The sequence below is a fragment of the Streptomyces sp. NBC_01217 genome (assembly GCF_035994185.1).
Taxonomy (GTDB): domain Bacteria; phylum Actinomycetota; class Actinomycetes; order Streptomycetales; family Streptomycetaceae; genus Streptomyces.
Map to the genome: position 1 here is coordinate 118449 of NZ_CP108538.1, position 20963 is coordinate 139411.

Consider the following 20963-nt stretch of genomic DNA (forward strand, 5'->3'; position numbering starts at 1 on the left):
TGATGCAGATGTGCCGGGTGCGTCAGTGAGTCGGGGCCAGGGCGGTGAAAACCGCCCCTGTGGGATCGAGGAGGACCGTGATGTCGCCGTGCCCGATTGCGGTAGGCGGCATCAGCACCGTGGCACCGAGCCGGACGGCGGCGTCGGCTGTCTGCTGAGCGTCGGCCACGGTGAAGTAGGCATCCCAGTAGGGCGGGATCTCGGCCGGCATAGCCGGGGGCCTCGGCAGCAGTACCGAGATGCTCCGGCCGCCCAGCCGCCAGTCCCGGCGGTTCAGCGGGCCGTAGGGCTCGCCCAGAGTCCAGCCGAAGACTTCCCCGTAGAACGCCGCCGACTGCTCAACGTCGTCGGTGATCAGCTCGCCGCCGTGGAAGGCGCCGGGCTCACCCGCTGCACCGCAGCCCTGGTGCTCCCCCGCTTCCCACAGGCCGAACCGGGTGCCTGCGTGGTCGGCCACGACCACCGACCGCCCCGCCGTGCCCAGCCCGTGCGGGTGGACCAGCACCTTCCCGCCGGCGGCAAGAACCCTTTCGACGCTCTCTCTGGCGTCGGCCACGGTGACGAACGTGGTCCAGCCACCTCGCTCGGCACCCGGCGCAGCGGTCACGGCCGCTGCAGGACGTCCGCCCAGCAGTGCCATCCGTGATTGCGGCTGCCCGCCAAACCCTTCAGCGAAAGCCCAGCCGAACAGCTTCCCGTAGAAGCGAGTACTCGCTTCGATGTCGGGCGTGTTCAGCTCGACCCACGCCACTGTGCCGACCTGGTGGAAGTCGACGTCCATCGTTCTCTCCTCTCGGCAGCCCCCGCCTGTCAACAGTAAGCATGAATGTCACTCGATGACAAGTTCATCATTGAGTGACGTTTTCTGGACGGTCGAGGCGCAGATCTCCGAGCCCCCGGCGGCTTGGAGATCCTCCGGGAGAGGCACGTGCGGCATAGGCGGCATGCGTCATGCCATCGATTGACGAAGATGACATCCACTGACAGTTATGATGCGGAGATGGCAGCCATAGATGCGAAGACAGAACGCGGTGGGGTGCGCGAGGTTGCCCGTCGCGCGGTCCGCGCCGAGATCGCGGCTAAGAGGCCGCGCGGATAGGCGTGCGGTCATGATCGGCGGTTCGGGCGTTCGTCCCAGCGGTGAGTTGTCCAGGCCCGCCGGATCAGGCTGCGTATGGTGATGATCGTGTCGGCAAGGTCGAAGAAGGCGTCGATGACAATGGCGCGCCGCTCGTAGCAGCGGGCGAGCCGGGAGAAGGCGTTCTGCCAGGCGTGGGTGCGTTCGACGTGCCAACGCCTGCTGGCCTGGATAGGCGCCTTCTCGCCTTTGTGGGAGATGCGGCCGTGGAGGCCGCGTTCGTTGAGCAGCGCGCGGGTCTTGTCCGAGTCGTAGCCGGCGTCCAGGTGCACGGTGATGCCGTCGGGTAACGGTCCCAGGTCGTCCAGGTGGTCCAGGGTCGGTGCGAGCAGGGGGGAGTCGTGGCGGTTGGCGCCGGCCAGGACACGGCCCAGCGGAATGCCGTATCCATCTGTCATGCCTGAGCGTTTCAGGCCCTGTTTGCCACGGTCGACCGGTGAGCGCCCGGCGACCTCGCCGCCTCCGGGAGCCTTGGTGATGGAGCCGTCCACGGCGATCTGGTCGAGGACGAGGCCGACGATCCGGTCGTAGGACTCCAGCGCGATCTGCTTGAGCCGGACGAAGAGGCCCTGCCGTATCCACTCGTCACGGCGGTTGCGGATCGTGGTGGCCGAGCACGTTGTGTCGGCGATCGCCTCGTAAGAACAGCCGAAGCGCAGCAGTTGCAGCATCTTGTCGAAGATGATCCGGTCGCTGATGCGTTGGCGGTGGCAGCCGAGCGGATGGTCCGGGTGGTACTCCGGCCGCTCGGGCAGCAGGGCCGCGAATTGGTCCCAGAGCGGTTCGGTGAGCCATGATGGCAGCGCGGGCACAGGCCTCCTCAGTGATCACAGAGCGTCGCAACTCCATGATCACCAAGGCCTGTGCCCGTTCTGTTGCCGGGGTCCCCCACCGCGCCTATCTGCGCGACCTCTTAGTCACGACACTCTCCGCCTAATCCCAACATCGCAGGCCAGCAAGCCAGTCAACTAGAGATCGAGACGTCTGCCGAAGGAACCATTACAGGTCAACACCCATACCAGATGTCGATCTTGTGTTGTCTCTGCACTTCAAACGCTGCAGCTCAGAGCTTGATCGATATCAACTAGACGGAAGACGGACACTCGTCCATTCCTCAACGGATACGCCCACCTGCTCATCCGTCTCAACCACCGGCACGATCAAAGGACCCCTCCGGGGGTCACTGCCATCCCGGAGCAGTCCGCCCGGACGGCCTCGTGCAACACCTCGGCATGAACACGGCACAACCATCCGTGCCGCTTGAGGGTCACATCAAGTGTGAGCAAACCGCTCTCCGAGGCACAAGGGGGAAATGTGAGAATCACGCGCAATATCGCAGCTGCCGGGGCGTTGACCGCACTGGCAGTGGGCGCCACGACCGCGCTCAGCACGACCGCCTCCGCCGCACCCAACGTCACACCGCGCACCGTCTGCGGCAGCGCCTACAAAACCGTCAACTCGGTGCCCGTCGGCTCGCTGGGCACCGTCTACCTGACGTACAACTCCACAAACGGCAAGAACTGCGTCGCGACCATCCGCAACAACCCGGGCACCGCCAAGAACATGTCCACATACATCTACGTCCCCGCCACCGACGAGTGGGCCGGCGACTACGGGAACTTCACGTCGTACGCAGGACCGGCCTACGTCTACGGCAGGGGCTACTGCGTGAGCTGGGGCGGCAACATCGACAACGTGTACGTGTCGGTGGAGAACTCCAACTGCGCCGCCCTGAGGGAACACCGAGTCACCGAAATCCGCTGATCCGGTACAGCATCCGGCCGCGAGCCCCGCGCCGCCGCCCCCCGCAGGCCGAACCGGCGGGACCCTGCCGCTGACGACTGCCGGGAAGGCAGCCATGAGCCGCAGGCGGCGCGGGACCTCGTCGTGAGCCGGCCGACCAGCCGCCAGGCCTGCCACGGCAGAACCCGGGAGACCGCAGCCAGTTGCTGCCCACCCCGGCCACCCCCACCTGCTGGTCAGCCAGAAGAGCGCGGTCGACCCCGACCACCCGGCCGTCAGCATCGGCACCCTGAGCGGAGGCCTTCCCCGCGGGCTGACACTGAGCGGCCTGAGACAGGACGGCATCCTCAACGAAGCAGCGGACAGCGCCGACCCGCTCAGGCTGATGCGGCTGTTCGGCATCACCGAGCAGGCCGCCATGCGCTACGTCACCGCCGCCCACCCCGAACGAACCGCCAAGCTGCCCAGGTAGCCTGCCTGGTTCAGCCCTGGAGGGTGGCGAGCCAGTCGGTCAGCAGGCGGTTGACCTCGTCGGGGCGCTCCTGCTGGATCCAGTGGCCGCAGGCGTCCAGGAGGTGGGAGGCCGACAGGCCGGGGAGGGTGGTGGGGTAGGCGTCGATGGCGTCGGACATCCAGGTGGTGGAGGCGTCCAGGGCGCCGCCGATGAACAGGGACGGCTGCTTGATCGGGGCTCCGCGGTGCGGGGCGAGTTCTTCCCAGTCGCGGTCCATGTTGCGGTAGCGGTTGAGAGCGCCGGTCAGGCCGGTGCGCTCGAACTCCCCGGCGTAGACGTCGAGGTCGTCCTTGCTCAGCCAGGCCGGGAGGACCCCCGTGGGGAAGCGGTCGCGCAGTCGGCCGCCGGCGCGGGCAACGAAGTGGGGGTCTGGCTCGCCCTGGGCGGGCATGGTGTCGGCGGACAGGGCCGCGTAGAAGCCCGCGAGCCAGCCCCGGACGTCGGGCTCGATCTCCGCCTCGGCGCGGCCGGGCTTCTGGAAGTAGGAGACGTAGAGCTCCTGCTCGGGGCCGCCGATCCGGCCGAAGATGTCGGTCGGGCGCGGGCCGCCGGGCGGTGCGTAGGGGACGCTCAGCAGGCCGACGGCACGGAAGACCTCGGGGCGGAGCAGGGCCGAGGCGGAGGCAATGTTGGCGCCCCAGTCATGGCCGACCACCACCGCGCTCTCCTCTCCGAGGGCACGCACGACGGCAACGTTGTCCTCCACCAGGTCGAGCATCCGGTAGGCCTCGGTCGCCTCCGGCTTGGAGGAACGGCCGTAGCCGCGCACGTCGATCGCCACCGCCCGGTAGTCGGCCGCAGCGAGGGCCGGGAGCTGGCGGCGCCAGGAGTACCAGGACTCGGGGAAGCCGTGGACGAGCAAAACCAGCGGGCCGGTGCCCTGCTCGACCAGGTGCAGGCGCCCGGCCGGGGCCTCGACGGTGCGGTGGCGGAGCTCGGCGGTCGGCTCGGGCTGCATGGGCTTCTCCTCGATTCGCGGGCGGACGCGGCTGCCCATCGATCATGCGGCACGGCACCCGCCCGACGCGATCAGCCTTGCCCTTCTGGCAAACTCGCAGGACAGAGCGGTGGAGCGGCACGGAAAGAAGGAGCGGGAAAGGTGGCAGTCGAAGACGTGGACGGCACGCTGGCCGCGATGGGGCCCCGGTTGCGGGCCGCGCGCGAGCACCGCAGTGCGACGCTCGCCGGTGTCAGCTGCGCGACCGGCATCTCGACCAGCACGCTGTCCCGGATCGAGACCGGCCGGCGCAAGCCCACCCTGGAGGTGCTGCTGCAGCTGTCGAAGGAGTACGGCGTCTCCCTGGACGAACTGGCCGGCACCGCGCCCGCCCCCGCGGCCGAGCCGCGCGCTACGGCGCCGCTGAGCTTCGGGGATGACAAGGCGGTGCTGCCGTTGACCCGGTACGTCGGCGGCCTGCACGCCCACAAGCACGTCCTGCCCGCTGTCGAGGGTCGGCCCGCACGGCCGCGGCAGGTCTCCCACGAGGGCTACGAGTGGCTGTGCGTCCTGTACGGGCGGCTGTGGCTCGCGCTCGGCGACCAAGACCTCGTCCTGACTGCCGGGGACGTTGCCGAGTTCGACACCCGCACCCCGCATGGGGTGGTGAACGCCGGCTCCGGCGGGCCTGTTGAGTACCTGATTATGTTCGGGCCCCAGGGCGAGCGCCTACGGCTGCGCACCCCTCCGGCCGTTGGCCGCGGGGACCGCCAGCCGAATCGCGCCCAGGCCGGCCGCGAAGCGCAGCCGTAGGCTCCGAAACCCGTTCCGGCAAGACAGCGAAACCGCGACTTGCGCGCAGGTTCGCGGCCAAGGGCTGCCCAGATTCCTGAAACTCGCGCGCTACCGGCCGGACGGCTCAGAAGATCCGTCGCCGGGAGCAGGGCCACGAGTACGCCGCCGCGCAGCTCGTGGCGCTCGGAGCTCCGCGGCTGCGGCCCGGCTGCGACCCCGCCGTGCGGCTGCGTCACGCCCTGGTCGCGGTCGGCGCCCGCAACCTCCGGCACCGCAGCGCGCACCGCTACGTGTTCCGGCTCGGTCGAACCCGCCAGGAGCGGGAAGAGAGCGAACTCGGACTCACCGCCCTGCGGCCGTACCCCGAGCAGCCCGACCCCGAACCGGAGATGTGGGCGCAGTGCTGTCCCCACGGCATGTCGTTGGGGCCGCCGCGGACCGAGCCGCCCAGCGCCTCCACCCGGCCGAGCGTCTCGTCGACGTCGTCGACACCGATGCTGAGCAGGATCCGCGACGCCGCCCCAGTCCCCGGGTTCTCCTTGGCCACCAGCCCGAAGTCGGTGTCGCCGATGCGCAAGCCGAGGTAGAAGGCCGGGCCTTCCGCCGGTGCCCGGAAGATCTCCTCAGCGCCGAACAATTTCGTATAAAAGCCGAGCAGAACGTCCTGGTCGGCAGTCCCAGCTGGACGGTCTCAGCGGGCATGCGCCGGTGCAGGAGCAGGACCTCGATCAGCACTCGGGTGCCCGCCGCGTCGCCGTGTGCCTGCCGGGCAGCGGACCAGAAGGCTTCGTGGGCTTCGGTGAAGGCACCGCTCTGCCGGACAGCGGCCAGAGCAGTTGATCCGGCCATCGCCCCGGGTTTGACCAGGAGAATTTCCAGGTAGTGGTCGAGTTCGTCACGGTAGTCGTGGCGTTTGGTCAGCCGCGGATGGAGGGCCACGACCTCCCGCCGGTCGAAGACCAGCAGTTCGTTGCCCCGCAGCAGCAGCACGCGCACGCTCTGGCCGATGAAGCGGGCCGGTACCGAGTAATGGCACTGGCGGACTGTGATCCGGCTGGTCCGGTCGGCCTTCGGTGTCAGGGTGATCCCGCATTCGAATGCCTCGAACGGCAGGGGTGCCAACGTCTCAGACTCGGCAGCGAAGTTGAAGCCGACCGTGGTGAGCCTGCCGTGCAGGATTCGGTTGTCCTCGGCGGCATCGATCTCGGCGATCCTCTCGTTCAGCTCCTCCAGCGAGTCCACCTCGGGGACGGGCACCAGGTGCGTGCGCCGGTACCGGCCGCTTCGTGCTCAACGCCGCCCTTTTCATGGGCGCCTTCCTGGCCGGGGATGCAGTAGAACGCGTCGAATCCGTAATGCGCCCGGAAAGCCACCCACCGTTCTGACTCCACCCGGCTGCGGCCGGTGCAGACCCGGTTGACGGCCGGTTTGAGGTTGTCGTAACGGATGTGCCGTGTTGGCCAGGGCCCCGGCGTGTGCCCGGCTCGTCCCGGGTTGGAGTGGTTGATCGCGGCAGCGGGCCCCGGAAGCAGGTGAACACGGCACCTGTGGATCATGGAGTTCTCTACGCTTCAAGATCCACGAAGGTGCCGTGTTCGTCCCTCCATCATCTCCTGTCGCTGTTCCCGCGCCTCACGCACCCCGCCTGGAGGCCCTCGGTGACGCTGCCGCTCAGGGGCAAGTCCGTTGTCTGGTCGCCGAGTTCGAGTCGGTCACCGACCCGCGAGGGGCTTGCGGAGTGCGTTACCGGCTCTCCTCGCTGCTGGCCCTGGTGGTGTGCGCGATGACGGCGGCGGGCCACGACTCGATCACCGCGGCGGCGGAGTGGTGCCGTCGTGCGACGCCGCATGAGCTCGCCGCCTTCGGCCTGCCCTGTCACCCGTTGCTGGGCCGCTACCGAGTCCCGAGCGAGAAGACCCTGCGCAGCGTCCTGGGGCGTCTGGATCCCGGCGAGATCAGCGCGGCCGGCTACGACTACCTCCGGCCCCTGCTGTCCACGCAGCCCCGTCAGCCGGATCCGGTGATGCCCGACGGGGGAACCGAGCGCGAACAGCGCCGGGCCCATCGCACGGCCACCCGCGCCGAGCCCGTGCGGTCCAGGCGGCGGGCGATCGCGCGCAGACTGTTGAGTACGAAGCGGCGTCGAAGTCGTATTCCGTGAAGAGGCGTTGGTGGATCCGCCGAGCGGTGTGCCTCTGCTTGCGCGGCGCGCTCAGGTCCTCCAGCAGCATCGCGTCGATCCAGTCCTTGGCCGGGTCCAGGACCGTCCCCCGGGGTCTGGGCACCTTCCGCGGCGGCGGCACTGCCGAACTCAGCGCCTGCCGGACCGTCCGGCGGTGAACGCCGTACTTCTCCGCGAGCACACGCTGGGACAGATCCGGATCAAGACACTTGTCCCAACGGATATTCGCGAACAGCTCAACACGCGACGAAACCACCCCGGCCTCCCGACATGACCGTGACCAACTACCACGTCCCGACATGACCGTGATCGACGGGAGACACCCTGACGTGAACAGGCGGACGGCCCAGCGCATTCACTCCAACGTGGGCACGTCGACGCCTCATTGCCGGCCGCGCGTTGTTTCAGAAGTGAGTGGAAATCCCGAAGGTCTCGCGGAGCCGAGCCATGTCATGACGGTCGCGGTCGGCCGGCTCGTAACCCTGATGGAAGTAGGCCTGCTGTTCGGCTGACAGACACGCAACTACCAAGCCCCCGATCGTGCCGGTCACAAAGCACGAGGCCGGATAGACAAATGGATGTTCCGCATCGGTTGATGCCTGCACCGCCGAACCGTCCGGCGCAAAGGCCAGAGGATGAAGATCGATCTCTCGTCCGTCCAAGGCCGTGACTACGAACCGCACGGGCCGCCAGTCCAAGGTCTCTACGAATCCCGCGTCATTCAGGAGCTCGACAACATCGGCTTCGTGATCATCCCGGAACATCAGATCGAGATCACGATGCTCGCGGGTCTGCTCACCGATCAGTGCGTCGATGCCCCACCCGCCACCGATCCAGGCGGCAAGGCCTGCCTGCTGCAGCCGTTCCAGTACGGATAACACATCATCAGCCGTCATCACCCTGGGCACGTTAGTACACCGCAACCGCCCCCAAAGCGAGTGGAGCCAGATCAACTTCTTACGTCAGTGGAGCCACTTTTCGTTGCCAGGGTGGAGCCCACAGAACTGCTTACAGACAGCCTCCCGCTGCGCGAGATTGCTGCCGGCTACCTGGCCGGGCTGGAGTGCGCCGACCTCGGCGACACCTACGGCGTTCCGGCCGGCACGATCAACTACTGGCTGGCCATGACCGGGGTTCCCCTGTGTCCCGGAAGCCGTGGCGTCCCACTGGACTGCAGCGTCCTGGACAGCCTCGTCCGCCGCCGGAAGAACGGCGAGACACTCGCCAAGCTCGGCCCGTCAGGAGACGTACATTCTGGGCAGATCGCCACAGCTCCCGTTCCATAAGTCGTTCCACAAAAGATGTTCCGGAACTCCCGTACGGAGCCGACTTCCGGTACGGTCCGGCCATGGGAACCGACAACCGCCACCCCGCGGGCGGGCTCGAACTCGCCTACGCCCGGGGCTCCACCACCAAACAGAGCCTGGAACGCCAACTCGACGCACTGAACGCCGCGGGCATCCCCGACGGACAGACCTACGTCGACAAGAAGAGCGGCGCCACCGTCGACCGCCCCGGCCTGGCCGACCTGCTCGCCTACGCCCGCCCCGGGGACACCATCGTCGTGTACACCCTCGACAGGCTCGGCCGGAACCTACGCGAAGTCCTCAACCTCGTCCACGACCTGGGCGAGAAGAACATCGGCGTGCGCTCCCTGGCCGACCCGCTGCCGATCAACACCGCCGACGAAGGCATGGGCCGCATCGCCTTCCTCCTGCTGGCCCTCTTCGCCGAGATGGAACGCACCTTCACCGCAGAACGCGCCGCCCACGCCCGCGCCGTCGCCGAAGCCGCCGGCCGCCACATCGGCCGCCCCGTCGCCCACCCCGAAGACAAGATCGAGTACGCACGGCTACTGAAAGCCCGAGGCGAGTCCCTCGGGCAGATCGCCGCGAAGACCAGGATCCCCAAGACCTCGCTGCACCGCTATCTGGCAACCGCCACCGGGGAAACCGAAAGCGACATGCCGGCGTGAGCGTCCGAAAGCAGGATGATCCGGGCCGCGTTCCCGAACTTACCTGGTGGCTGGACGATCCTGAGCTCTGGAAGCTTCTGGAGTTCGAAGGGCAACATGACGCGGATGGCCTGCCCGTCGATCTGAGGTGGAAGGACCGTCAGCAGCTCCTTGAAGACCTGGTCCGCCTTCCTGGACTGGTCGACGTCGACTTCGCACGGTTCTTGCTGACCCAAGAGACACGATGGCATGGACACGCTTGGGGTTTCAGTCACAGCATCGAGATCGCCGCCCTCTTGGTTGCTGAGCACCGCCGCGTCCAGGACATCTGGCTCCTCTGGGAGGCAATCGCCAGAAGCTTCGACACCTGGGGCGGCTTCCAGCCGCACACCCTGCTGTTCGCCGCCGGGACCGCCCGCGCGATCGAGTACGTCGGCGCCTCTGACCACCCGCAGCGGAGCAATCTCCTTGAGCACCTCCACGAGATCCCCGAACCCTCCGAGGAAGCGGTCACCGAACATCTGGCAGGCCGACGCCGCTACTACATCGAGATCCTCAACGAACTCGATACGCCGTAGAAGCACCATCGCCATCCGACTCCCTCAGCTCATGCTGAATGCAGGGGGCTTCGGATATCAGTGCAGACGACTACGGAAATCGACATCGGGCGTCAGATCCACCCCGGCAGTGTCTCAGAACCGCCTCGCACAACTCACCGGTTTTGAGAGGACCTCCGCAAACGACGACCTGCGGATTCACGATCGGCTCCGGGGTGTTCGCAGAACTCTCGCAACTGGTCATTTATGCGAGGGACTGGGCGTGCCTGCCCGCCGCCGAGGTGGAACCGGTGTGAGATCGAATGCGGGCAGTGCCCGCGGTCAGGCTGGGACATTCGCATGAGCGGAGGCAAGGATGCTTGGTGACCCGTTCGGGCTGGCCGAGGTGCTCGCCGCTGCGGAGGACGCGGCACCGGGGGCATCTCTCGCTGTGGTGGCGCGCAATCTACGCGACCGGTTCGACGCGCGGGCGGTGTCGTTCCTGTTCGTCGGCGTCGCTGGCCGGCAGATGGTGCGGGTCGACGAGGGTATCGCCCCGCGGGCCGGCCTCGACGTCGATCAGATCCAGCTGGCCGGCAGCGTCTACGACCAGGTGCTGCGCACCCAGGAGCTGGTGCAGGCCCCCGACGCCGGGTACGGAAAGCGGGTGTTCGCCCCGGTGACCAACCGCGGTGACACCATCGGCGTCCTGGAGTTGTCCCTGCCGCACATCAGCCAGGAGATCCTGGACGAGGTTGGCGAGGCCGCGCACGCGCTGGCGTACATCATCGTCACCGACCGCCGCTTCACCGACCTCTACCGGTGGGGTCAGCGCGCTACCCCTCTCAGCCTGGCCGCCGAGATCCAGCACCAGCTCCTGCCCGACGCGCCCTCCTGCGAAGCCGCACAGTTCGTGCTCGCCGCATGCCTGGTCCCGGCCGACGACGCCGCCGGGGACACCTACGACTACGCCCTCGACCACGACACCCTGCATCTTTCCGTCACCGATGCCATGGGCCACGACGTCGACGCCGCACTCATGGCCACCCTCCTGGTCAACGCCTCGCGCGGCGCTCGTCGCGACGGCGCCAGCCTGACCGAGCACGCCCGCCGGATCCACCAGGCTCTCCTCGACCACGGCCGCCACACCATGGCCACCGGACAGCTCCTGCGCATCGCCCTGGACGGGACCGGCGCACAGCTCGTCAACGCCGGACACCCCTGGCCGCTGCTCCTGCGCGACGGCACGGTGAACGAGGTGCGCCTGGACGTCGACCTGCTCTTCGGCGCCCCCGGACCCACCCCGTACCACGTACAGTTCCTCGACCTGCGCCCCGGCGACCGGCTCCTGCTCCACAGCGACGGCATACAGGAACGACAAGCCGAGTCCGTCGACCTGCCCGGCCTCATGCGCGAGACCGCCTTCGAACATCCCCGCGAGGTCGTGCGCGTCCTGACAGCAGCGGTTACCGACGCCTGCGGCGGCCACCTGCCCGACGACGCCACGGTGCTGTGCCTCGACTGGCACGGCCCCCACCACGACGGCCGCCACGCCCACGCCGGAGCCGGCCGATGAGCACTTCCCCGTGTCCATCCGGATCCCGCTGCCGGGAAGAGGGCATTCCTCTCCACCGTCCGCGTCGCCATCGCCGGCCGCGGCCGGTCCGCGCAGGGGGCGCAGGCCGTCTCGGATGCGCCGGCCCTCAGCCGTCTTCCCCTTCGTCCTCGATGGCATCGGGGTCGCCGAAGGGCCGCAGGCCCTGGCCGGGTCCGCTGGCCTTGATGTTGAACAGGTAGCGGCCCAGGAAGTTGATGTGCCGGTCCTTGAGCGGGGAGAGGCGGGCCACGTCCTCGTCCTTGATGTCGTGGCCCGCCGCGCGGAGCCGGGCCACGGCGGCGTCCAGATAGCGGGTGTTCCACAGCACCACGGCATTGAGGACCAGACCGAGGGCGGCGAGCTGGAACTGGTCTTCCTGGCCCTCGCGGTACGCCTGGCGGATCTGGCCCCGGCCGCCGTGGCAGATCGCGCGGGCGAGCCGGTGGCGGGACTCCTGCACGGTGAGCTGCCGGTTCATCAGCCGCCGGTAGGTGTCGTCCATCGGGTCGACCAGGGCGAGCAGGTGCATGGTCTTGTCGATCCGCCCGTACTCGGCGAACGCCGCCCCCAGCGGGGTGGGGTGGCCCTCGCGGCCGAACATCCGCAGCAGGTCGTAGGCCCGGACCTGGTTGGTGATGAGCGACCCGGCGACCCGGAGCATGTCCGGCCACTGCGTCTCGATGCGCTTGAGGTTGACCTTGTTGCAGGCTACGGCCTCCAGCGGCCCGTACCCGGCGGCCGGCTCCCCGCCATCGTCGGACAGGTCGGCCCGCCAGAACCGCTGATCGGCCAAGTCGCGGAAGCGCGGGGCGAAGCGGAAGCCGAGCATCTTGTACAGGCCGAAGGCCATGTCGGAGTACGAGGCGTTGCCGGTCGCCACCATCTCCGGCTTCACCCCGCCGTCCAGGTTCAGCAGCGTGTCCAGGGTGCAGAGGCTGTCGCGCGGGGTGCCGCGCACGACCATGGCCCCGATCCCGGCGACCCGGTCGTTGACGGCATTTAGCCAGGTCACGCCGCGTTTGTAGCCGTAGTACTTGGGTGAGGGGCCGGTGTTGATGCTCTTGACGGGGACGACGAAACGCAGGCCGTCGACGGAGGCGAGCAGGCCACCGCCCCACATCTGGGCCAGCTCGATTTGCGACTGGGCGGTGATGAGTGTGGCGTTCGCCGCGGCGATGGTATCGGCGCGCACGTAGTTCTGGTCGACGTGGGACAGGCGCGAGCGGGTCAGGGCCTTGTTCTCCGGGTCGATGACCGGGGGCAGGCCGATGTTGCAGCTCTGCGAGACGAGCAGGGCGACCAGAGAGACGAGCAGGCCCTCCATGCGGGTGCGCCGGTCGGAGACGTGCCCGAAGGAGTCGAGGAACGCGGTCCAGGAGTGGACCTCGAACAGCAGGTCCGGCAGGTCGATCCTGGGGAGCATGGCCTCCGTGGTGGCCTTCAGCCGGGTCAGGAACCCCGGTTCGCCCACCGCGCCGAGCTTGTCCACCGAAAGGTGGGCCCGGCCGCCGCCCTCGGGGACGACGATCTCCACCTTCGCATCGTCGCGGCTTCCTCCAGGCGGTCGGCCATCTGCCGCCACGCCGCGTCCAGCCCGCGGGTGAGCTGGGTCAGGTACTCGCCGGCGTCCTCAGTCAGGGACAGGCCCGCCAGCACGTCCGCCCGCATCGCCTCCCACCGCGCGCCGTCCAGCAACCGCGCCCGCGGGTCGGCCCACCGGTTCGAGGGGGCGGCGAACACGTCGCGCCGGTTCAGCGCGCGGTGCAGCTGCTCCAGCACGCACACCACGTACGCGTCCCGGTCGACCGCCCCTGGGGCAGCTTGGTGTTCGAGAACACCGCCCGCTTCCACATGGCGGGCACCAGCTCGGCATCGACCTCACGCGGCAGCAGCGGCCGGTCCTTGACCCTCCGGCGCGAGAGCCCAGGCAGGCGGCGCACCGCCTGCAACAGGCACCGCCCGGCCGGGGCCGCGCCCAGCGCGTCCGACTCGCCCAGCAGGGCCAGAAACGGGCGCACAGTGTTGTAGCGCAGGGCCAGCTTCTCCCGCATCGCCGCCTCGGCCGACCCGTCGTCCTCCGGCACCAGGGCCTCGACGGTCGTGACCGCCCCGGCCACCGCCGTACGCGGCACGGCCTCCTCCACCGCCGCCCACAGCGCGGCCACGTCCAAGTCCGCCTCGTGCTCGGCGACCAGGTCCAGCTCCTCGGTGAGGATCTTCGACGCCTTCGCCAGGATGCGCGCGGCCTTCTCCAACTGCGGCAGCATCGCCAGGCGCTCCCGCTCCGACGCCCGCCGCGCCGGGCTGGTCAGCCGGTTCGCCATCAGCACCGCGAACAGGTTCAGCGCGTCGTCGACCGCCTGCGCCTCCATCTGGCGCACCACCGCCGTCAGCAGCGCGGTCCGCCGGGGCTCTGGCGCCCGCTCGATCGTCTGCGCCTTGCTCGCTGCCCGTACCGAGCCAGCGTGGACAGCCGGTTCGCGATCTGCTGCGGACTCCAGGCCGTCGCCCACCGCCGGTCTTGTCGGCGGGGCTTGTTACGCCCCTTCCACTGCGGGGTGACCGGTCCCGGCACCGGGGTCCCGTCCGGAGCCTGGATCACCCCGGCGAGCCGGTCTTGCACGTAGGCACACAGCTGCCGGTTCGCCACCAGCTTCGCCACCTTTGGCCGCCGGGCCCGCCGTTCGGCATGCCACTGCGCGGTGGACGCCCGATATTCGAGGCGGCAGGTGCGCGTTGAGGCGTTTCGGCGGATCTCCCGCGAGATCGTCGACGGCGACCGGCCGAGCCGGCGCGCGATCTCGCGGACCCCGAGGTTTTGAGCCCGCCATACGGCGATGTCCTCGCGCTCCGAGTGCGACAGATAGCGCCCCGACACGGTCGGTGCAAGGTTCGGATTCACGCCGCCAGCGTGGCGAAACCACCGGGTTGCAACCAGGGGCGACACACCGGCCACAGCCGCAGCTTCGTCATATCGAAGCCCCGGGCGATCGCAGCCCAGAACCGGACACGATCCTCCCGCCATGCGACCGCCGGCCGGCCCGGCGAGGGCATCTGCCCCCGGTACTCACGAGCCTTGCGCTGCTGCGGACCAACACCCATCGCTCCGCCTCCGACTACGAGGTGTTGCGACGATCAGTTGAATCCACCCAGTTCCGGTCACGGAAGTTCGTCCGGGCGCTCGACCGGCACCGGATCGTCGGCTCGACAGGGAAAGTCGGGGCGGCAGGCGGCAACGCGGCCATGGTGTCCTTCTTCGGCCTGCTGCAGAAGAACGTCCTCGACCGTCGGGCGTGGGCCACCCGTGAGGAACTGCGGATCGCGATCGTGACCTGGATCGAGAGGACCTACCACCGGCGCCGCAGACAAGCCTCGCTCGGCCGGCTGACCCCCGTCGAATTCGAGACCGTCATGACCACACCGGCCCTCCAGGCCGCGTGACCGAACCTGTCACCCAAACCTGCAGCAGACCCATCCGCCAGTTCGGCCGCTCAACCCGCCAACTCGCATGCTCAGTCACAACGCGATCGACGGGACTCACAGCTGTTCAGGATCTACAGGTCGAACTCGAGGTGCTCGATGTCGGTGAAGCGGACCTCCTCCAGCTGGCCCGCGCGGCGGCCGTTGTCCTGGAAGTACGCCTCCTTGAGTGCTTCGGCGGCGATCTGCTGGAGCTGCTGGTCGGTGGCGCCCTGCTCCTGGCCGTCGAAGAGGCGGGCGGCGTAGCGGGGTGGCAGTGCGACCGTCAGGTGCCGGAGGCGGTCCTCGTCTGTTGTCCCGATCGGCGCGGTGTAGCCGATCCGGGCACGGGTGTCGATGACGATGCCTCCGGTCGTCGCCGCCTTCTGCCGCGCCTTGGCCCGGATCTGCGGCTGCCACCGCTTCTTCACCTCACGCTCCAGGCGGGCGGCGAGGTCCGGGCGGGGCTTTTTGATCTGGTCCTTGACGTACCGTTCGACGGTGCGCTGGGAGATACGCAGCATCTGGGCGACCGCCCTGGTGCTCTTGAGCTGCTTGACCAGGTACCGCATCTGCGCGGGCGCGCTCTTGGGCGCCGGGCGGGTGAACGCCTTGTGCACCGCGGCGTCCAGGCCGTCCCCGAACATACTCATCGCGGTCTACTCCCCGTTGTCGATGTCGGTGACGGTGCCGTCCTTGATGTACCGGGCGAGGTTGAGCTCCGGGGCGTTGAACTGCTCGCGGACACCCTCGCCCCACAGCACGCTCTGGGTGCCCTCCCACTTCACCAGACCCGGGTTCACGCCGAGTTTGAAGCCGCCGGGCAGTGGCTTGCCGTCCCGGTAGGGCAGGAAGTCCAGCGGGGAGGGCCCCTCGGACGCGTACACGGCGCAGTCCGAGAGGACCGCGACCGGGTACTGCCCGGTGAAGGCGGCGTGCTTGACGATCTTTCGGTGCATGTTGATCCGCGTGCGGGAGATGACGGCGGCGCGGATGTCCGGGCGCCAGGTGGGCCGTGCAAGGGCCCGCCACGGCTGCCCGGGCTTCCAGCCCTCCCCGCGCGGACGCTCGCGCAGCTTGCCGATGCCGCCCTTCACGGTCGCCTTGACCGCGGACACCACGATCGCCAGCTCGGGGTCGCGCTGCCGGTAGCCGTCCATCGCCTTCAGGAACTCCTCCGGCGACAGGTCGGCGCCCACCCCGAGGTCGGCCATCGTGGCCAGATAGGCATCGCGCAGCCGGTTGTACCAGGCGTCCAGGTAGCGGCCGTTGTCGTGGCGGACGTACGCCTCGGCCGGGCGCACGTCGTAGCCGAGCTCCACCGCGTACGCCACCGTCGGCGTCGCGTACCAGGCCGGCCCCTCCGGGCGCTCGCCCTTCGGCGTGAACGGGCTGGGCAGCAGCCCGGCGTCCAGCTCCGCCCACTTGTCCTTGGCCACCTTCACGCGGGACAGGTCGACGTGGCTCAGGTCGACCAGCCAGGAGCCGGGCAGTTTCGGATCGAAGACGGGGTTCTTGACGTGCACCGGCGCGCCCAGGCCGACCGTGAGGCCGTTCGCGCCGGCGGCGAAGGCCATGTTCACGTCGATGCCCACCAGATGGGGGCGAAGGCATTCGGCGTCGGTGAGCGGGCGCGCCCAGTCGTACGCCTCCTCCACCAGAACCTCCGCCGGAGTGCGGCGGTGGAAACGCGGCAGGTCGGCGAGCAGCGGGTGCCCGTCCGGGGCCTCGCACGGCGCGCAGTCCACCGGATCCTTCCCCAGCGAGCCGGGGTTGTGCTCGGAGTGCCGCTTGCCCGTCGCATCCGGTTCGGAGGCGCGGGTCGGCGGGTGCAGGGCGGTCATCAGCTCCAGGCCGGTCACGGCGGTGGAGCCGCGCGGCGTCATCACGCGGGCCGCATACGTGCCCAGCAGCCGGGCCAGGTCCGCCGGTGGCAGCTGCCCCGTGCCGGCCCAGTGCCGGGGGTCGAGCGCCTGCCAGGACGGGATGCACAACTGCACGCATGCCCGCTCCGAACCCGTGGCGGGGCGGTAGATCCGCGCCCACGGCCCGAAGCCGCGCTTGGTCAGCTGCCAGTTGGCGCGCGTCAGCTGCTTGATGACCTTGTGGCCCTCCGGGATCCGGCCGGCCAGGCGCTCCTGCTGTGTGAGCGTGACGGGCAGGCCGTAGTGCTCGCACGCGGCCTCGGTCAGCACGAGCAGCGGGTCGGCGTCCTTGCCCGGCCCGGACAACTTCGGCTGGCCGAGCCGCCCTTCGCCGAGCGTCCACTCCACCAGGGCCGGGATCGACTTCGCCGGTACGTCCAGGACCAGGCCGCCGACGCAGTACGCCAGTACCTGACCATCCGCGCCGACGTCGACGATGGCGAGCGGACCGTTCTCGAAACGCGGGTCGGCGCCGCCCGCCGGGGTGCCGGCGGGGGCGGCCTTCTTCGCGGCCGGACGGCGCGACGTCGGCCTGGTCGTGGCCGCCGGGCGCGGTACAGCGGCAGGGGCTGTGGGGCGGAGTGCGGTGTTGGCAGGTTCCGCATCCGGGCCCGTTGGTTCGGTGCGGGCTTGGGCCGGTTCAACTGCCTTTGGCGCAGGAGCGGCTGGGACGGCAGGCGTCTCGGGAACCGCCGTGTCCTCAGGGGGCACTGGGGTGGTGGCAGGGTAGAGCTGGGCGAGCTGCTTGAGCATGCGGGCGTATGCATCGCGCTCCGGCGGCCGCGGCTCGGTCTTGCCGGCCTCCCAGCCGCTGACCGTCGCGCGCCGCACCTGCAGTGCGGCGGCCACCTCGTCCAGCGTCAGGCCGTGCGCCTGGCGCAGCCGCTTGCGTTTTGCCGGGGGCGGCAGCGGGGAGCGGGACGCAACCAGCGCGTCGACCGCATCGAACAGCTCAGACATGCAACACCTCCTGTCCCGCAACCCTAGCGTGAAGCGCACGTATCGCGTACCAACCACGTACGGATACCGTAAACGACGGTTGGGGGTTCACGGTTGCTTCCGGAAAAGGCGCCCCCGGGCTCGGGCTGTTGCAGGCTCACTGGCCGAGGGTCCGTGGTGGTGTCATGGCTATGCCTGAACTGGCCGGGCGAAGCGGCTTGGTGTGAGAGACCTGGGAGAGCAGGCGACCCGCCGAGCGGCGGCCATCGCGATGGCAGAACGCCCGGGGGCGGCATGCCGGCGCGACGCCCTGCTCGCTGGCCGGGGAGGTCGACATCGTCGGCTTCCTGATCGTCACCTTCCTGCGGACCAGCGAGCCCGGCGCCTGCCGGATGCCGGGACGGCACCGCGCCGAACTGACCGGCACCGGCATCGACCCGGCGCTGCAGCGCGACTCCAGCCCCGGTGAACGTGCCGAGCGATGGAAGGAACGCCTACGCCAGGCCGGTGTTGCCCAGGACAACACCGACAGGCTGCTCGGGCTGCTCGGGCTGCTGTTCCCGGCAGTCCAGCAGGCCGTCGGCAACGGCGGCGACCCCCGTGCCACGGCGCGCCGACGCGGGATCGGCAGCCAGGACCGCTTCGACCGGTACCTCGTCTTCACGCTGCCGACACCCGCCCAATGCCACCGACACGCCCACTCACAGCCGCTCTGTCGGTGGGCGTGACGGCCTCGCCGACGCGCAGCACCGGTGAACGCGGCCCGGTCCCCAGCGCGTCCGCACCGCCCCGGAGCAGGCCGCACCCCAGCCCGGGGAGAGGGGAAAAGAAGAGACGCTCTTCCCTCAAAAGGGAAGAGGTGTCGGCAGCACCGTCCGCCGACCCACACTCGCTGACCTGCGGTGGAACACCTCGACGAATTCACCGCTGACAACCCGTTGAGCAACCCGCCAAGCAACCCATTACGCACCCTGCAGAGCCACCAGTTGAGCCATCAGTCAGGCAGCCGTGCCTGGACTCCGCAGATGGCCAGTGACTGAGCCCGGATCCACCGGCTGACCTCTGTGGACAACTTCTCCGGGAACGAGGAAGAGCCTTGTGACCTGCGATGATGGGAGTTCTTGAGGCTTCCAGCACGCACGATGACAAGGCTCTTCCGAGATGCAATCTTCCCATGCCGCCGTCCATGTCTCCGCACTCTTCGACGAGCCGAATCTGATCGCGGATGCGGGGCTGCTTCCGCTGATCGCGCTCGCCGAACGGGTCGGCCTGCCCGGTCTGGCCGCCCAGGTCCGCATCGAGGCGGCCGACAACAGCGGCGGCGCCCATCCGGCGGCCAAGGTGCTGTCGCTGCTGGGCGCGATGTGCTCGGGGGCCGACTCCATCGATGATGCCGACCGGCTGCGGCACGGCGCAATGGACCGGGCCTTCGCCGGGATACGCGCCCCGTCCACGCTGGGCACCTTCCTGCGCTCCTTCACCCACGGCCACAACCGGCAACTCCACCGTGTGCACCGGGAATTCCTGGCCCGCCTCGCGACCCGTACCCCGCTGCTGCCCGGCGCCGGGCAGCTGATGTTCATCGACATCGACCCCACCCACCGCCGGGTCTACGGACGGGCCAAGCAAGGCGCCGAGCACGGGCGCCTGAAGGGGCAGCGCACCCTGCACCCGATCATGGCCACCCTGTCCACCCCGCTCGCCCGGCCGGTGATCGGTGCGGTCCGCCTGCGCCGCGGCAAGGCCGCCGACGTCCGCGGCGCGAAAAGCTTCGTCGCCCAGGCCCTGGCCATCGCGAAGGACGCGGGCGGAACCGGAATCCGGATGGTGCGGGCGGACAGCAAGTTCTACACCGCCGATGTGGCCGCCGCCTGCCACAGGTCCGGTGCCCACTTCTCCCTCACCACGGGCATGAACCCCTCCATCGCCGCCGCGATCGGCCGCATCACCGAGGACGCCTGGATCCCGATCCGCTACCCCGAGGCGTTCGTGGATCCCGACACCGGCGAGATGGTCTCCGACGCCGAGGTCGCCGAGACCGAGTACACCGCGTTCACCGGACGCAAGAAGGCCGAGCAGGTCACCGCCCGTCTGATCGTGCGACGGGTGCGACGCCTGAACCCGCAAGCAGCCACCGGGCAGGGCGAGTTGTTCGACTCCTGGCGCTACCATCCCATCTTCACCAACAGCCCCTTCGGCATGCTTCAGGCCGAACTGCACCACCGGCAACACGCTGTCGTGGAACAGGCAATCGCGGACGGGAAGTCCTCCGCGCTCGCCCACCTGCCCTCGGGAAACTTCCAGGCGAACGCCGCCTGGCTGATCCTGTGGGCCATGTCGCACAACCTGCTGCGGGCCGCCGGCGCCCTGGCCTCGGCCTTCCACGCCAAGGCCACCACCGCCACACTCCGCGCCCACCTGATCCACGTCCCCGCCCGACTCGCCCGCACCGCGAGGACCAAGCTGACCGCCCACCTGCCCGCCAACTGGCCCTGGCAGGCCGCCTACCAGGACTTGTTCGAGGCCGTCCATCACCCACCGTCGACACCCTGACGGCCTCCATCGACACCGCACCCTGACGGCCGCACCGGCCACCGGCACCACCGCCCCAGCCCCGACTCGCAAAACACCTCGGACAGGCCGCGACCCGAGCGCGGCGGGCGCCGCCCGCCCTCGAACCCAAGCCCCACACCACCATCAGCCCTCGGCGAGAAATCGGACCTCGGAAACATCAGCCGGTGGATCCGGGCTGAGTCCTCGAATGCCTTCTTGATGAGCAGTTTCAATTCATCGCGCCGCTGGGCCGTCGCGGAATCCGGGCGGCCGCGCCATTCGTAGTAGCCGGATCTGGACACGTCGAGGCGATTGCACATGTACTCGACGCTGTACGCGTACTCCACCGTGTCGAGTCGCATCTCGTCGATGAACTCGTACTTGCTCACTACCGGGGATCCCTCGCGAAGTACGCCGCGCATTTTTTCAGGAAGACGTTCTCCATCTCGACTTCCCGAATACGGCGTTCGAGCTCCTTCAGACGGGCCCGCTCGCTCACCGTCAGGTCTGCATCGGCAGACGGCTCATGCTGTTTCTGATGCTTCTTCACCCAGCCCCGGCGCGTCTCCGGATTCAGCTCAAGATCGCGAGCCGTCTCGGAGATGGTCTTGCTGGACCGGAGTGCGATCTGGACGGCTTCCTCGCGGAACTCCGGTGAATATTTGCTGGGTGGCGCCACTTCGTGCTTCCT

16 protein-coding genes and 6 pseudogenes are annotated in these 20963 nt (G+C 69.1%); 10 read left to right on the forward strand and 12 right to left on the reverse strand.

What is annotated here, in order from left to right; all coding sequences use genetic code 11:
• Positions 1-22: 22 nt before the first annotated feature.
• Both OG507_RS00475 and OG507_RS00480 read right to left on the reverse strand, forming a co-directional pair.
• A complete protein-coding gene (locus tag OG507_RS00475) occupies positions 23-781 on the reverse strand; it encodes a VOC family protein (RefSeq protein ID WP_327365102.1) in 759 nt (252 codons plus the stop codon).
• 326 nt (positions 782-1107) lie between these two features.
• Complete coding sequence (locus OG507_RS00480; protein WP_327365103.1) at positions 1108-1950, reverse strand: IS5 family transposase; 843 nt, start codon at positions 1948-1950, stop codon at positions 1108-1110.
• Between the two features lie 502 nt (positions 1951-2452).
• Here OG507_RS00480 and OG507_RS00485 point away from each other — a divergent pair.
• Complete coding sequence (locus tag OG507_RS00485; RefSeq protein WP_327365104.1) at positions 2453-2902, forward strand: spore-associated protein; 450 nt, start codon at positions 2453-2455, stop codon at positions 2900-2902.
• A gap of 461 nt (positions 2903-3363) precedes the next feature.
• On the opposite strand, the gene OG507_RS00490 is transcribed toward OG507_RS00485, so the two are convergent.
• Positions 3364-4353 carry an alpha/beta fold hydrolase gene (locus tag OG507_RS00490; RefSeq protein WP_327365105.1) on the reverse strand — a complete coding sequence of 330 codons (990 nt, stop codon included), beginning with the start codon at positions 4351-4353 and terminating at the stop codon, positions 3364-3366.
• 141 nt (positions 4354-4494) lie between these two features.
• Here OG507_RS00490 and OG507_RS00495 point away from each other — a divergent pair, with 141 nt between their 5' ends.
• Entirely contained in the window at positions 4495-5145 is a 651-nt protein-coding gene (locus OG507_RS00495; RefSeq protein WP_327365106.1) for a helix-turn-helix domain-containing protein, read from the forward strand.
• 268 nt (positions 5146-5413) lie between these two features.
• Here the strand turns inward: OG507_RS00495 and OG507_RS00500 are convergent.
• Positions 5414-5803: pseudogene (locus tag OG507_RS00500) on the reverse strand (VOC family protein); the annotation flags it as partial.
• A 287-nt stretch (positions 5804-6090) separates the two neighbouring features.
• Positions 6091-6384: pseudogene (locus OG507_RS40265) on the reverse strand (Mu transposase domain-containing protein); the annotation flags it as partial.
• A gap of 334 nt (positions 6385-6718) precedes the next feature.
• Between OG507_RS40265 and OG507_RS00510 the strand changes: the two are divergent.
• Positions 6719-7267 (forward strand): annotated as a pseudogene (locus OG507_RS00510) (transposase family protein); the annotation flags it as partial.
• A 446-nt stretch (positions 7268-7713) separates the two neighbouring features.
• Here OG507_RS00510 and OG507_RS00515 read toward each other — a convergent pair.
• The gene (locus tag OG507_RS00515) at positions 7714-8205 is read right to left on the reverse strand and encodes a nucleotidyltransferase domain-containing protein (protein WP_327371822.1); all 492 of its coding nucleotides are present in this window, start codon (positions 8203-8205) and stop codon (positions 7714-7716) included.
• 93 nt (positions 8206-8298) lie between these two features.
• On the opposite strand from OG507_RS00515, the gene OG507_RS00520 reads away from it, so the two are divergent.
• From OG507_RS00520 to OG507_RS00535, 4 genes are all read left to right on the forward strand, one after another.
• Positions 8299-8595: a hypothetical protein gene (locus tag OG507_RS00520; RefSeq protein WP_327365108.1), complete on the forward strand. Its 297-nt coding sequence runs from the start codon at positions 8299-8301 to the stop codon at positions 8593-8595.
• Positions 8596-8657: 62 nt separating this feature from the next.
• Positions 8658-9284 (forward strand): recombinase family protein, encoded by a 627-nt coding sequence (locus OG507_RS00525; protein WP_327365109.1) that lies wholly within the window; start codon positions 8658-8660, stop codon positions 9282-9284.
• The gene (locus OG507_RS00530; protein ID WP_327365110.1) at positions 9281-9841 is read left to right on the forward strand and encodes a hypothetical protein; all 561 of its coding nucleotides are present in this window, start codon (positions 9281-9283) and stop codon (positions 9839-9841) included. The genes OG507_RS00525 and OG507_RS00530 overlap by 4 nt, the downstream gene beginning before the upstream one ends.
• 334 nt (positions 9842-10175) lie before the next feature.
• Entirely contained in the window at positions 10176-11375 is a 1200-nt protein-coding gene (locus OG507_RS00535; RefSeq protein ID WP_327365111.1) for a PP2C family protein-serine/threonine phosphatase, read from the forward strand.
• 127 nt (positions 11376-11502) lie between these two features.
• Here the strand turns inward: OG507_RS00535 and OG507_RS40270 are convergent.
• Both OG507_RS40270 and OG507_RS00555 read right to left on the reverse strand, forming a co-directional pair.
• Positions 11503-13875, reverse strand: a pseudogene (locus tag OG507_RS40270) (Tn3 family transposase); the annotation flags it as partial.
• Positions 13867-14498, reverse strand: a pseudogene (locus OG507_RS00555) (helix-turn-helix domain-containing protein); the annotation flags it as partial. The pseudogenes OG507_RS40270 and OG507_RS00555, both read right to left, overlap by 9 nt.
• Positions 14499-14531: 33 nt before the next feature.
• On the opposite strand from OG507_RS00555, the pseudogene OG507_RS00560 reads away from it, so the two are divergent.
• A pseudogene (locus tag OG507_RS00560) lies at positions 14532-14837 on the forward strand (IS3 family transposase); the annotation flags it as partial.
• A 113-nt stretch (positions 14838-14950) separates the two neighbouring features.
• On the opposite strand, the gene tpg reads toward OG507_RS00560, so the two are convergent.
• Positions 14951-15508 carry a telomere-protecting terminal protein Tpg gene (tpg, locus tag OG507_RS00565; protein WP_327365115.1) on the reverse strand — a complete coding sequence of 186 codons (558 nt, stop codon included), beginning with the start codon at positions 15506-15508 and terminating at the stop codon, positions 14951-14953.
• A 6-nt stretch (positions 15509-15514) separates the two neighbouring features.
• The gene (tap, locus tag OG507_RS00570) at positions 15515-17740 is read right to left on the reverse strand and encodes a telomere-associated protein Tap (protein WP_327365116.1); all 2226 of its coding nucleotides are present in this window, start codon (positions 17738-17740) and stop codon (positions 15515-15517) included.
• Positions 17741-18111: 371 nt separating this feature from the next.
• Between tap and OG507_RS00575 the strand changes: the two genes are divergently transcribed.
• Both OG507_RS00575 and OG507_RS00580 read left to right on the forward strand, forming a co-directional pair.
• Positions 18112-18447: a hypothetical protein gene (locus tag OG507_RS00575; RefSeq protein ID WP_327365117.1), complete on the forward strand. Its 336-nt coding sequence runs from the start codon at positions 18112-18114 to the stop codon at positions 18445-18447.
• A gap of 433 nt (positions 18448-18880) precedes the next feature.
• Positions 18881-20272: an IS1380 family transposase gene (locus tag OG507_RS00580; RefSeq protein WP_327365118.1), complete on the forward strand. Its 1392-nt coding sequence runs from the start codon at positions 18881-18883 to the stop codon at positions 20270-20272.
• On the opposite strand, the gene OG507_RS00585 is transcribed toward OG507_RS00580, so the two are convergent.
• Both OG507_RS00585 and OG507_RS00590 read right to left on the reverse strand, forming a co-directional pair.
• Positions 20251-20661, reverse strand: coding sequence for a hypothetical protein (locus tag OG507_RS00585; protein ID WP_327365119.1), 411 nt, complete (start codon positions 20659-20661; stop codon positions 20251-20253). The genes OG507_RS00580 and OG507_RS00585 overlap by 22 nt on opposite strands.
• Positions 20661-20951 carry a transposase gene (locus OG507_RS00590; protein ID WP_327365120.1) on the reverse strand — a complete coding sequence of 97 codons (291 nt, stop codon included), beginning with the start codon at positions 20949-20951 and terminating at the stop codon, positions 20661-20663. The genes OG507_RS00585 and OG507_RS00590 overlap by 1 nt, the downstream gene beginning before the upstream one ends.
• Between the last annotated feature and the right edge of the window lie 12 nt (positions 20952-20963).

Bases quoted from the DNA above. Each gene is read 5' to 3' on its own strand.
- OG507_RS00515 (WP_327371822.1), bottom strand. From the start codon at position 8,205: ATGACGGCTGATGATGTGTTATCCGTACTGGAACGGCTGCAGCAGGCA.
- OG507_RS00490 (WP_327365105.1), bottom strand. From the start codon at position 4,353: ATGCAGCCCGAGCCGACCGCCGAGCTCCGCCACCGCACCGTCGAGGCC.
- OG507_RS00580 (WP_327365118.1), top strand. From the start codon at position 18,881: ATGCAATCTTCCCATGCCGCCGTCCATGTCTCCGCACTCTTCGACGAG.
- tpg (WP_327365115.1), bottom strand. From the start codon at position 15,508: ATGAGTATGTTCGGGGACGGCCTGGACGCCGCGGTGCACAAGGCGTTC.
- OG507_RS00535 (WP_327365111.1), top strand. From the start codon at position 10,176: ATGCTTGGTGACCCGTTCGGGCTGGCCGAGGTGCTCGCCGCTGCGGAG.
- OG507_RS00575 (WP_327365117.1), top strand. From the start codon at position 18,112: ATGCCGGGACGGCACCGCGCCGAACTGACCGGCACCGGCATCGACCCG.
- OG507_RS00525 (WP_327365109.1), top strand. From the start codon at position 8,658: ATGGGAACCGACAACCGCCACCCCGCGGGCGGGCTCGAACTCGCCTAC.
- OG507_RS00475 (WP_327365102.1), bottom strand. From the start codon at position 781: ATGGACGTCGACTTCCACCAGGTCGGCACAGTGGCGTGGGTCGAGCTG.
- tap (WP_327365116.1), bottom strand. From the start codon at position 17,740: ATGTCTGAGCTGTTCGATGCGGTCGACGCGCTGGTTGCGTCCCGCTCC.